The sequence below is a fragment of the Rhodococcus parequi genome (assembly GCF_046042785.1).
GTDB classification, from domain to species: Bacteria; Actinomycetota; Actinomycetes; order Mycobacteriales; family Mycobacteriaceae; genus Prescottella; species Prescottella parequi.
On the sequence record NZ_JBDLNV010000008.1, the window covers coordinates 210,398 to 222,192 of the forward strand.

11 protein-coding genes are annotated in these 11,795 nt (G+C 69.8%); 9 read left to right on the forward strand and 2 right to left on the reverse strand.

Annotated features, from left to right (window positions below):
* Positions 1-75: 75 nt before the first annotated feature.
* Entirely contained in the window at positions 76-1,560 is a 1,485-nt protein-coding gene (gene yczR, locus ABEU20_RS21905; RefSeq protein WP_420166477.1) for a MocR-like transcription factor YczR, read from the reverse strand.
* A gap of 63 nt (positions 1,561-1,623) precedes the next feature.
* Here yczR and ABEU20_RS21910 point away from each other — a divergent pair, with 63 nt between their 5' ends.
* The 9 genes from ABEU20_RS21910 (at position 1,624) to ABEU20_RS21950 (ending at position 10,626) form a co-directional block, all read left to right on the forward strand.
* Complete coding sequence (locus ABEU20_RS21910; RefSeq protein WP_420166478.1) at positions 1,624-1,854, forward strand: hypothetical protein; 231 nt, start codon at positions 1,624-1,626, stop codon at positions 1,852-1,854.
* A gap of 93 nt (positions 1,855-1,947) precedes the next feature.
* Positions 1,948-3,213: a helix-turn-helix transcriptional regulator gene (locus tag ABEU20_RS21915; RefSeq protein WP_420166479.1), complete on the forward strand. Its 1,266-nt coding sequence runs from the start codon at positions 1,948-1,950 to the stop codon at positions 3,211-3,213.
* Positions 3,214-3,347: 134 nt separating this feature from the next.
* Positions 3,348-4,436 (forward strand): S-(hydroxymethyl)mycothiol dehydrogenase, encoded by a 1,089-nt coding sequence (locus ABEU20_RS21920; protein ID WP_420166480.1) that lies wholly within the window; start codon positions 3,348-3,350, stop codon positions 4,434-4,436.
* Positions 4,433-5,065 (forward strand): MBL fold metallo-hydrolase, encoded by a 633-nt coding sequence (locus ABEU20_RS21925; RefSeq protein WP_420166481.1) that lies wholly within the window; start codon positions 4,433-4,435, stop codon positions 5,063-5,065. Before ABEU20_RS21920 ends, ABEU20_RS21925 begins: the two co-directional genes overlap by 4 nt.
* Positions 5,066-5,262: 197 nt before the next feature.
* Complete coding sequence (gene glnT, locus ABEU20_RS21930) at positions 5,263-6,618, forward strand: type III glutamate--ammonia ligase (protein ID WP_420166482.1); 1,356 nt, start codon at positions 5,263-5,265, stop codon at positions 6,616-6,618.
* Between the two features lie 29 nt (positions 6,619-6,647).
* Complete coding sequence (locus ABEU20_RS21935) at positions 6,648-7,544, forward strand: class II glutamine amidotransferase domain-containing protein (protein WP_420166483.1); 897 nt, start codon at positions 6,648-6,650, stop codon at positions 7,542-7,544.
* Positions 7,532-8,230: a GltB/FmdC/FwdC-like GXGXG domain-containing protein gene (locus tag ABEU20_RS21940; protein WP_420166484.1), complete on the forward strand. Its 699-nt coding sequence runs from the start codon at positions 7,532-7,534 to the stop codon at positions 8,228-8,230. The genes ABEU20_RS21935 and ABEU20_RS21940 overlap by 13 nt, the downstream gene beginning before the upstream one ends.
* A 25-nt stretch (positions 8,231-8,255) precedes the next feature.
* On the forward strand, positions 8,256-9,581 hold the full coding sequence (locus tag ABEU20_RS21945; protein ID WP_420166485.1) for an FMN-binding glutamate synthase family protein: 1,326 nt from the start codon (positions 8,256-8,258) through the stop codon (positions 9,579-9,581).
* Between the two features lie 397 nt (positions 9,582-9,978).
* Positions 9,979-10,626 carry a helix-turn-helix domain-containing protein gene (locus ABEU20_RS21950; protein WP_420166486.1) on the forward strand — a complete coding sequence of 216 codons (648 nt, stop codon included), beginning with the start codon at positions 9,979-9,981 and terminating at the stop codon, positions 10,624-10,626.
* A gap of 18 nt (positions 10,627-10,644) precedes the next feature.
* Here the strand turns inward: ABEU20_RS21950 and ABEU20_RS21955 are convergent, their stop codons facing one another.
* Positions 10,645-11,448, reverse strand: coding sequence for a siderophore-interacting protein (locus ABEU20_RS21955; protein ID WP_420166487.1), 804 nt, complete (start codon positions 11,446-11,448; stop codon positions 10,645-10,647).
* Between the last annotated feature and the right edge of the window lie 347 nt (positions 11,449-11,795).

The window sequence follows — 11,795 nt, forward strand, 5'->3', positions numbered from 1 at the left end:
CCGACGACCACCTCGGGCAGTTCGGGTCTCTTCCTCCTCATGACGGATCACGGGGCCCCACCGCGCCCACCACTCTCACACCACCAGGGCCGGTTCGACGGCCTCGGTGCCGACTCCCAGCGCCGAGTAGGCCGCCGCCACGCCGGCAACCGCCCGTCGGAGTTCGTCCACCGGCCGCGCGTACGGCAGGCGGATGAAGCGTTCGAAGGCGCCCTCGACACCGAAACGCGGTCCGGCCGCGAGCACCACGCCGTGACTCGGCGCGGTCGCGGCCAGTGCGGTGGACACCGCCGCGGGCATCCGCAGCCACAACGACATGCCGCCCGACCCCACGGTCGGCACCCAGTCGGGCAGCCGCGCCGACAACTCGTCGAGCATCGCCGCGCGCTGCGCCCGGAGCAGCGCGCGGCGCACCGCGATCGGCTCGTCGCCGAGCGCCAGCAGGTGCGCCGCGGCCAGCTGGTCCATCACCGGGGTACCGAGATCGAGGGCCGACCGTGAGCCCGCGAGCCGCGTGACCAGCTCCGGATTCGCGCGGATCCACCCGACCCGCATGCCACCCCAATGCGACTTCGAGATCGAACCGACCGTCACCACGTCGGCGCCGGACGTGTCGCGGGCGAGGGCGGCGACCGGCGGCGGTGGCGGCGCGTCGAGCCAGACGTCCACCATCGTCTCGTCCACGACAAGCGTCATCCGGGTCTCGCGGGCGATCCGCGCCAGTTCCGCGCGACCCTGCTCGTCCAGGCAGAGGCCGGTCGGGTTGTGGAAGTCCGGCAGCAGGTACGCCATGCGGGCGGCGGTCTGCCGCGCGGCGCTGCGGATCGCGTCGAGATCCCAGCCGCGCGAGGTGCCGCCCTCGGGACGCACGGGCACCGGGACCGGACGCGCACCGACGCGCCGGATCGCCTCCAGCGCATTGGGATACGTCGGATGGTCCACCAGGACCCGCTCCCCCGGCGCGGTGAGCACGCCGAGCAGCAGCCGCAGCGCGTGCTGGGCGCCCGACGTGATCATGATCTGATCCGTCGACGTCTCCAGGCCCCGTGCACAGTATCGGGCGGCGACCGCCTCCCGAAGCATCGCGATGCCCACCGGCTCCATCCCGTGGGTGGACAGGAACGGCGGAAGCTGTTGCAGGGCAGCGCCGTAAGCGTCCTCCACCTCGGCCACCGGGGCCACCATGGCCGCATAACTGAGATCGACCAACGGCTCCTTCGACGGCGGAAGGTGACGTGGTCGCTGCTGCACCGCGGCGTGGTTCACCGAATCGGGCAGCGCCACGGTGGTGCGTGACCCCTGCCGGCTCAGCACATAGCCCTCGTCGCGCAACACGGAGTACGCGGACGTGACGGTGGTCCGGCTCAGCTCGAGTTCGGCCGCGAGTTCCCGTTCACTCGGCAACGCCGACCCCAGCGGAACCCGACCGTCGTGCACCAGCAGCCGGATGCCGTCGGCAAGCGCACGGTACGCCGGGCGGGACGCCCGTCGTCCACCGTTGTCCTGCCAGGCCCCGAGGTCGCGAGCCAGGGACCGCGCGCTCAGCGCATGCATCATCATGCAGTCCAGCGTGCCCGGTCTGGCCCTTCATTTCAAAGCCAATCACTTCCCAGACTGGTCGACATGAGCACGCTGATCACCTTCCTCGCCATCGCCGCCCTCGCCGCGTTCGTCTACCACTACATACCCAAGGCTCGACAGGGACAACCCTTCCACCTCGAACAATTCCGGCCTGCAGCGCCTTTGGCGGGAACCTTCGACGACGGCAAGGGGCCTACCGCAGCGGACGCGGACCCCCCAGCCGGACCGACCCACACCGAGGACTTGCAGTCCAGCAACCGCGCACTGGACTGATCGAGCGCGGGCCGCGCCTCCGAGGACCCGCTGCCGTTCGACGGCGGACGGGACCGTCGAGGATCGATCCACCGCTGCCGATATCGTGACGGCGTGACTGAGATCGGGACCGACGCGGTACTGGACGGCTTGCGCGACGTCCTGGTCGGCCGCCTGTCCGACATCGGACGCCGGTTCTCGGCACTGCTGGCCGACTCCGTGCCGCACACCGCCCTGGTGATCTTCACCCGGGAGTGCACGGGACGGCCGCGCAAGGTCGCCGGCGATCCCGACATCGTGGACCGGGTGACGATCGCCGAATTGGATTCCCTGCGAGCAGATCTCGATCACGGTCGGATATTTCGCGGGCGCGCCGAGATCGCGGGACGGCCACGCGAGGTGTATGCGATCCTCGACCGCACCGACACGCTGCTCGTGATGGTCCCGGCGGGCAGACCGTCGCGGACGGTGCCGCTCGAGTCCGTCCGGTCGATGTTCGGCATCGTCGCCACCGGCATCCAGTTGCAGGTGCAGGGTGCGAGCCCCGCGTATCTCGCGGAGTCCCGCGCCGCGTCGGCCGAGCGCGCCCGCACCGTCGCCGAGCTCACCGAGGTGCACGCGACGACACTCGAGACGCTGCTGGCAACGCTGCGGTCCGGCGACCTCGACGACACCCGCGCCCGTGCGGCGGCGCGCGAGGCCGCGTCGGCCGCGCTCATCCGGTTGCGGACGACGGTCGACACCCATCGCGAGTTCGCCGAGGAGTCCGTGGTCACCGCCTTCGCCCGCCTGCGCGGGGAACTGCGCGGATTGCTGCGGCACCGCGACCTCGAACTGGATCTCGTGGAGCCCGCGGTCGACGGCCGCGCCGTGCCGGGTGAGGTGGCGCACGGCGCCCGCGCGGTGGTGCGCGGCGCGGTCCTGTCGCTGTCGACGCAGACCGACCTCACCCGGATCCGCGTTGCCTGGGCGTGCTCGGAATCCGAACTGGTGGTGGACATCCGCGACGACGGGCGAGGCCTGAGCGACACCGCCGACCTCGAGCGCCAGCTCCGTCTGCGGGTGGACACCCTCGACGGCACGCTGACGGCGGAATCGACGTCGGGGTGGGGTTCCCGCGTCGTCGCGACCCTGCCGCTGCACACGCCGACCACCGCGCCGCCCGCACACCACGCGCTCACCGATCTGGGACCGCGCGAACTCGAGGTGCTCGGGCACCTCGTCGCCGGACGCCGGAACCGGGCCATCGCCGAACGCCTCGGAGTCAGCGAGAGCACCGTGAAGTTCCACGTCGCGGGCGTGTTGCGCAAGCTCGACGTCGCCACGCGGGCCGAGGCCGCGGCGCTGGGCGGCGAAGCCGGGGTACGGCCGGTCCCCTGACCGTTCGGCCAGGCACACCTCTCCGGTCGACCAGTCCCGGCGCCGCCCGCCGGTGACTAGCCTCGTAGTCGGATGCGCACACCGACATGTGTGGGCCCGTGCGTTCACGTCGACCGAATTGGAGTGGAGAAACCATGCCGCAGCAGGTACGGGGCGTCATCGCCCGCTCGAAGGACGCCCCCGTCGAACTGGTCACCATCAACATCCCCGATCCCGGCCCCGGCGAGGCTGTCGTCGCGATCGCGGCGTGCGGCGTCTGCCACACCGACCTCACCTACCGTGACGGCGGCATCAACGACGAGTTCCCCTTCCTCCTCGGCCACGAGGCTGCGGGCATCGTCGAGGCCGTCGGTGAGGGTGTCGACACCGTCGAGGTGGGCGACTTCGTCGTCCTGAACTGGCGTGCAGTGTGCGGAAAGTGTCGCGCCTGCAAGCGTGGTCGCCCCCAGTACTGCTTCGACACGCACAACGCGAAGCAGAAGATGACCCTCGAGGACGGCACCGAGCTGACGCCGGCCCTGGGCATCGGCGCGTTCGCGGACAAGACGCTGGTCGCGGCCGGCCAGTGCACCAAGGTCGACCCCAGCGCCGATCCGGCCGTCGTCGGACTGCTCGGCTGCGGCGTCATGGCGGGCATGGGTGCCGCGATGAACACCGGCAACGTCACCCGCGGCGACTCGGTCGCGGTCATCGGCTGCGGTGGCGTCGGCGACGCCGCCATCATGGGCTCACGCCTCGCCGGGGCGAACAAGATCATCGCGATCGACCGGGATCCCAAGAAGCTCGAGTGGGCTGTCGAGCTCGGCGCCACCCACACCATCGACGCGTCCGAGGTCGACGACGTGGTCGAGGCGATCCAGGAACTCACCGACGGCTTCGGCACCGACGTCGTGGTCGACGCCGTCGGCCGTCCCGAGACGTGGAAGCAGGCGTTCTACGCCCGCGACCTGGCCGGCACCGTCGTCCTCGTCGGCGTTCCCACCCCGGACATGACGCTGGAGATGCCGCTCGTCGACTTCTTCTCGCGCGGCGGCTCGCTCAAGTCGTCGTGGTACGGCGACTGCCTGCCCGAGCGCGACTTCCCGATGCTCGTCGACCTGTACCAGCAGGGTCGTCTGCCGCTCGAGAAGTTCGTGACCGAGCGGATCAAGCTCGAGGACGTGGAGCAGGCGTTCGAGACCATGCACCGCGGCGAGGTGCTGCGCTCGGTGGTGGTCTTGTGAGCGGCACGCTGAAGGTGGACCGGGTCGTCACGTCGGGCACGTTCGAGCTCGACGGCGGCAGCTGGGACGTCGACAACAACATCTGGCTCGTCGGCGACGACGACGAGGTACTGGTGATCGATGCCGCGCACACCGCGCAGCCGATCATCGACGCCGTCGGCGGCCGCAAGGTGGTCGGCATCGTGTGCACGCACGGGCACAACGACCACGTCACCGTCGCACCGGAGCTGTCCGAGAAGCTCGACGCCCCGATCTACCTCAACCCGGCCGACGACGCGCTGTGGCAGATGACCCACCCGGGCGTCCGCCACCTCGCGCTCGAGGACGGACAGCGGATCGCGGTGGCGGGCACGGACATCCAGGCCATCCACACCCCGGGCCACTCCCCCGGATCGACGTGCCTGTACCTGCCGGAGGCGGGCGAGCTGTTCTCCGGCGACACCCTGTTCTCCGGCGGACCTGGCGCCACCGGGCGCTCGTTCTCGGACTTCCCGACCATCATTGGGTCGATCCGCGACAAGCTGTTCGCGCTGCCGGCGGAGACCCGCGTCCACACCGGCCACGGCGACGACACCGCCCTGGGCACCGAGGCACCGCACCTCGAGGAGTGGATCGCGCGCGGTCACTGACCGTCCCGCCCGTTCCCGCGACCGAATGTCACACGCGTCCAGTCGGACTGAACGCGTGTGACATTCGGTCGTTTCGCTTCTGCGGACGTCACCACAACCTCACTCCTCCGTAACGCATCCGTCATGGATGCCATGTTTCCTGACATGCAACAGAGATTCACTAAAGGAAACATCGTCGGCATTACCGAGGAGTTCACATGGCGCTCGATCCCGCAGATCTCACCGTGATGCGCCTGCCCGGGCCGGACACTCCCGATCTCACGACGCTCGCGCGCGCCACCGGTACCCGTTTCGTCCTGGCGGTGTTCACCAACCTCGCCGGGAAGCCGTGCGCCAAACTCGTACCCGTCGAGGCTGTGGAGGAACTGCAGGAGGCCGGTGTCGGCTTCGCCGGTTACGCGGCCGGGGCGATGGGCCAGGTTCCGAAGGACCCCGACCTCGTCGCCGTCCCCGATGCCGCGTCGTTCACCCCGATCCCGTTCGTGCGCCCCGGTCTCGCTCTGGTCCACTGCGATCCGCACGTACAGGGCGAGCCGTGGCCTTTCGCGCCGCGCGTGATCCTGAAGACGGTGCTCGAGCAGGCCGCCGACCTCGGCCTGGACGTCAACGTCGGCACCGAGATCGAATACTTTCTCGTCGACCGCGACGGGCACGGCGGTCTCCGCACCGCCGACACCCTCGATACCTCCCGGCGCCCCTGCTACGACGCCCGCGACGTCACCCGCATGTACGAGCACCTCACCGCGATCTCGGCCGCGATGAACCAACTGGGCTGGGGCAACTACGCCAACGACCACGAGGACGGCAACGGCCAGTTCGAGCAGAACTTCCAGTACGCCGACGCCCTCACCACCGCCGACCGCGTCGTCACGCTGCGCTACCTCATCTCCGTCCTCGCCGAACAGCGCGGCATGACAGCGACATTCATGCCCAAGCCGTTCGCCGACCGGACCGGCAGCGGCATGCACATGCACCTGTCGCTGTGGCAGGGCGGCGACCCCGTCTTCCCCGACCGCACCGACCCGCGTGGCCTGGGTCTGTCCCCCACCGCGTACGCGTTCATCGGCGGCATCCTCGAACACGCCGGCGGGCTCCAGGGCGTCCTGGCGCCGACTGTCAACTCCTACAAACGAACCGGGGCGACCTCGACGAGCACCGGCGCGACGTGGTCGCCGCGCCGGCCCACGTACGGCGGCAACGACCGCACCCACTACCTGCGGGTGCCGGACGCCAACCGCGTCGAACTGCGCGGCGGGGACGGCTCCGCCAACCCGTATCTCGCGTCGGCCGTGACGATCGCGGCCGGACTCGACGGCATCCGCCGCGGCACCGATCCGGGCGAGCCCGGCGGCGGCATCTGCCCCGACGACCTGCCGATGACGCTGCTGCACGCGATGGACGCACTCGTGAAGGACTCCGTCGTCACCGGCGCTCTCGATTCCGCCGGCGCGGGCGTCGCCGACTACTTCGCCGCGCTCAAGCGGGAGGAATTCTTCGAATGGCACAGCACGGTGACGCCGTGGGAGGTGGACAGCTACCTCACCGCCTTCTGACCGGTACAGGAAACAAAGGGAGACAACACATGTGCGGAATCGTCGGGCTCCACCTGCGTGAGCCCTCGCTGTATCCGCGGCTCGGTGAGCTGCTCACCGGGATGCTCGGCCAGATGGTCGACCGCGGGCCCGACTCGGCCGGCATGGCCGTCTACGGGGATCCGAGGTGGTCGCCGCCCGGGCACGCGACGGTGTCGCTGCTGGATGTCGGCACGGCGGCGCAGTCGCTGGCCGCCACGGTCGGCGACGCGCTGGGTGTCGCCGTCACCGGCATCGACGTGGGCCCGAACACGCTGCTGCACGCTCCGGTCCGGGCGTCGACGCTCGCCGATGCCGCACTCGGCGCGGCTCCGGGCGCCGTTCTCGTCGGGTTCGGCGACGACGTCACGGTCCTCAAGGGCGTGGGTGACCCGGTGGACCTCGCGCACCGGTTCGGTCTGCCCGCCGCAGCGGGATGGCAGGGTGTCGCGCACACCCGCATGGCCACCGAATCCGCCGTCACCGCGGCCGGTTCGCACCCGTTCGCCGTCGGGACCGATCAGTGTCTGGTGCACAACGGATCGTTCTCCAATCACCTGAGCGTCAAGCGCGAACTCGAGGCCGAGGGCATCGCCTTCCACAGCGAGAACGACACCGAGGTGGGCGCCCGCTTCGTCGCGAAGCAGCTCTCCGAGGGCGTCGACCTGGAGAAGGCGCTGCGCTTGCTCGGCGAGCGGTTCGACGGCTTCTACACGCTGCTCGTGTCCACACAGGACTCCTTCGCGGTGGTGCGCGACCCGATCGCCTGCAAGCCCGCGATCATCGCCGAGCACGCCGACTACATCGCGATGGCCTCCGAATACCGCGCGCTCGCCGGCCTGCCCGGTATCGGGGACGCCCGCATCTTCGAACCCGAACCGGAAGAGGTTTACGCATGGCACCGCTGACCGCCGCTCCGACCGTGACGTACGACGTCTCCGACATCGGGACCCGAGCCCTCAACGCCGCCCTACAGTCCACCGAGGCCCCGGCAGCAGCCACCGTCGTCGAGCCAGCCGGCGCGCATGCCCTCGCGTGCGGCCTGGACGCCCCGATCGACGTGCGCATCGAGGGACACGTCGGCTACTACGCGGCCGGGATGAACCAGCAGGCGAGCGTGACGATCGACGGCAATGCCGGTGTCGGCGTGGCCGAGAACATGATGTCGGGCACCGTCCGCGTCACCGGCGACGCGTCGCAATCCGCCGGCGCCACGGCGCACGGCGGTCTGCTCGTCATCGAAGGGAACGCCGCCGCCCGCTGCGGCATCTCGATGAAGGGCGTCGACATCGTCGTCGGCGGCAGTATCGGCCATATGAGCGCGTTCATGGGGCAGGCCGGACGGCTCGTCGTCCTCGGCGATGCAGGTGAGGCTCTGGGGGATTCGCTCTACGAGGCCCGCATCTACGTGCGCGGCACCGTCGCCTCGCTGGGCGCCGACTGCATCAAGAAGGAGATGCGCGCCGAGCACCTGACCGAGCTGCGGGAACTGTTGGACGCCGCGGGATTCGACGCCGACCCCACCGAGTTCACCCGCTACGGCTCGGCCCGCACGCTCTACAACTTCCACGTCGACAACGCCGCAGCGTACTGACGCGCGCCATCTCCAGGAGGCCCCCATGACCACGCACACCCCCGGTCTGCGCGAATCCGCGACGTTCGACCGCGACGTCATCCACGAGATCCAGCGCGCTGCCGAGACCGGCATCTACGACATCCGCGGGTGGGGCGCCAAGCGCAAACTCCCGCACTTCGACGACCTGCTGTTCCTGGGCGCGTCGATGTCCCGCTACCCGCTCGAGGGCTACCGCGAACGCTGCGACACCGACATCGTGCTCGGTGACCGGAATGCGAAGTATCCACTGCACCTTGATATCCCGATCACGATCGCGGGCATGAGCTTCGGCGCACTGTCCGGCCGGGCGAAGGAGGCACTGGGCCGCGGCGCCGGCGAGGTCGGCACCTCCACCACCACCGGCGACGGCGGCATGACTCCCGAGGAACGCGGGCAGTCCAAGAACCTCGTCTACCAGTACCTGCCGTCCCGGTACGGCATGAACCCCGACGACCTCCGCAAGGCCGATGCCATCGAGATCGTACTGGGCCAGGGCGCCAAGCCCGGCGGGGGGGGAATGCTATTGGGCCAGAAGATCACCGACCGCGTCGCCGGGATGCGTACGCTGCCGGTGGGCGTCGACCAGCGCAGCGCGTGCCGACACCCCGACTGGACCGGGCCGGACGACCTCGCCATCAAGATCATCGAACTCCGCGAGATCACCGGCTGGGAGAAGCCGATCTATGTCAAGGTCGGCGCCACCCGCACGTACTACGACGTCAAACTCGCAGTGAAGGCGGGCGCGGACGTCGTAGTGGTCGACGGCATGCAGGGCGGCACCGCGGCGACGCAGGGCGTCTTCATCGAGCACGTCGGCATCCCGACGCTCGCCGCGATCCCGCAGGCGGTCCAGGCGCTGCAGGAGATGGGCGTGCACCGGGCACCGGGCGGGGTGCAGCTCATCGTCTCGGGCGGCATCCGCTCGGGCGCCGACGTCGCCAAGGCCATGGCCCTCGGCGCGGACGCCGTCGCGATCGGCACCGCTGCCCTGATCGCGCTGGGCGACAACCACCCCCGCTTCCAGAAGCAGTACGAAGCGCTGGGATCGGCGGCGGGGTTCTACGACGATTTCCAGGCCGGTCGAGACCCCGCGGGCATCACGACGCAGGACCCGGAGCTACAGAAGAACTTCGACCCGGTCGAGGGCGGACGCCGACTCGCGAACTACCTGCGAGTGCTCACGATGGAGGCGCAGACCCTCGCCCGCGCGTGCGGCAAGTCGCACCTGCGCAACCTCGAACCGCAGGACCTCGTCGCCCTGACCGTCGAGGCGTCGGCGATGGCCCGGGTGCCGCTCGCCGGGACGAACTGGATCCCAGGCCGGATCTGACGTGGGTACGCCGAGGCCGGGCCCCCGTAACGCGGGGACCCGGCCTTCGTACCCTGGGGGCCCGTCAGGCCGGCGGGTCCGTGGGCGGAACCTGCTCCTCACCGGACGATCCGAGGAACGCCAGCAGCTTGTTGATGATGCCGAGGAAACCATCGAGTTCGGACGACATGTTTTCTCCAATCTGTTCGGTGTTCACTTCCGCGCCCCGCAGCGGGGCACATTTGATCTTGTACCCAGAGACCGTGAAGTCCTAAACCCTCACTCCACAAAAAACATTGGGATTCACCGGTCGCCCAGGTGAGCGGCGCGTCGCGTCCGGCCGGGCAGGGTCGGACACGCCCGCGCGACCGCGGGAGCGGCTGTCCACCGACAGTGGACGGCGCGCTACTGTGAGGCAATGAGCCCGTCCGAGCGCCCCGTCCACCACGACACCGCGCAACGCGAGGTACCGGCCGACACCCCCACCGGTGTCGACCTCGAGCGCGTCATCGCCGCCCAGGTCCGCAAACTGCGCCTGGCGAGCGGACTCTCGGTGGGCGACATGGCCACCAAGGTCGGCATCTCGAAAGCGATGCTGTCGAAGATCGAGAACGCACAGACGTCGTGCAGCCTGTCGACGCTCGCGCGTCTGGCCGCCGGCCTCGACGTGCCGGTCACGTCGCTGTTTCGCGGCGCCGACACCGCGCGGGACGCCGTGTTCGTCGAGTCCGGCAGCGGCGCAGTGATCGTCGGCCGGGGCACCCGCGTCGGCCACCACTACGAACTGCTCGGCGCGCTGCGCGGGCAACACAAGCGACTCGAACCGGTGCTCGTCACCCTCACCGACGCGAGCGAGGTGTTCCCGCTCTTCCAGCATCCCGGCACCGAGCTGATCTACATGCTCGAGGGCGAGATGGTCTACGGCCACGGCGAGAGCGAGTACCGGCTCCGACCCGGTGACTCGCTCCTGCTCGACGGCGAGGGCCTGCACGGACCGAACGATCTGGTGCAGTTGCCGATTCGCTTCCTGGCCGTCACCGCCTACCCGGACAACCACCAGGAGTGACGCAGCTGACGCGTGTCCTCAGGCGGAATCCGCACCGTTCATTCCCGGCACGTGCCCGTCCGCGCCGAGCCGCCAGTACCCCACTGCGTGGTGCCGGTCGCGCGCGAGCCCCCGCATCTCGCGGAGATGGCGTCTGATCGCGCGGCTCGTGGAGCTCTCGCAGGCCACCCAGGCGTAGACGTCGCCCTCTGGGAACCCGAGTTGCTCCACCGCTTCCAGCAGGGCGCTCGGCGCGAGTCCCATGCCGCTTCCGACGAGCCAGGTGTAGGTGACCTGCCCGCGTGTGCGGAACTCCTGACGGTCCGCCTCGCTGTGGACTTCGACGACCGCGTGCGCGACGTCGCCCTCCCCCAGTTCCTCGACGATCCGACCCAGCCCGGGCAGTCCGGTGGCGTCCGCGACGAGCAACTGCCACGACAGGCTGCCGGCCGGTTGGTAGTAGGCGCGCGCCGGCCCCGACGAGAACACACCGAGAACGTCCCCCGGCGCGGCCCGCAGCGCCCAGTCGGAGGCCAGACCGCCCGGGTGCACCACGAAGTCGACGTCGATCCGCCGCCCCTCCTCGAGCACTCTCCGCACCGTGTAGTGCCGCCACGGTGGTTCGTTGCCGCGATCGCCGTTGCCGTTGCCGTAGTCGGGACGGTTGAAGAATTCGATGTCGGCGACCCGCTCCCCCGGGCGCGGGAACGCGATGTCTATGCGCTCGTCACCCCACCCCTCGGTGGTCCACCGCCAGTCACCGACGGCTTCGAGGCCGATGCGGACCATGTGCGGCGTGACCGTGGTGACGGACACGACCGTGGCGGGATGACAGAAGGGCATGGGGACTCCAAGGGGTGTGCTGTCGGGTAGTCCGCGGGCGTGCCGCGAACCCGACATCGACACTAGCGACGTCCGGTATCGGGATTCCGCCGTCCCGTATCGCCGGTCGGCCATCACACCGTGACCGAATCGCTCTCAGTTCCGGCGGCTTTCGCAATGATCGTCGAACCCGGCCGCTTACACGATCGAGGCGTACCCGCACCGCGGCGACTGGCTCGCTGCCACATCCGCGAACTCCGGCAGCGCCCGCCTACCGGCGGTGAGCATCCCGACCGTCCGAACTTTCATTTGATTTGAAATTTCAGTGAAGGTAAGCCTATGCTCACCGACGCAACCTCGCCGTGTCG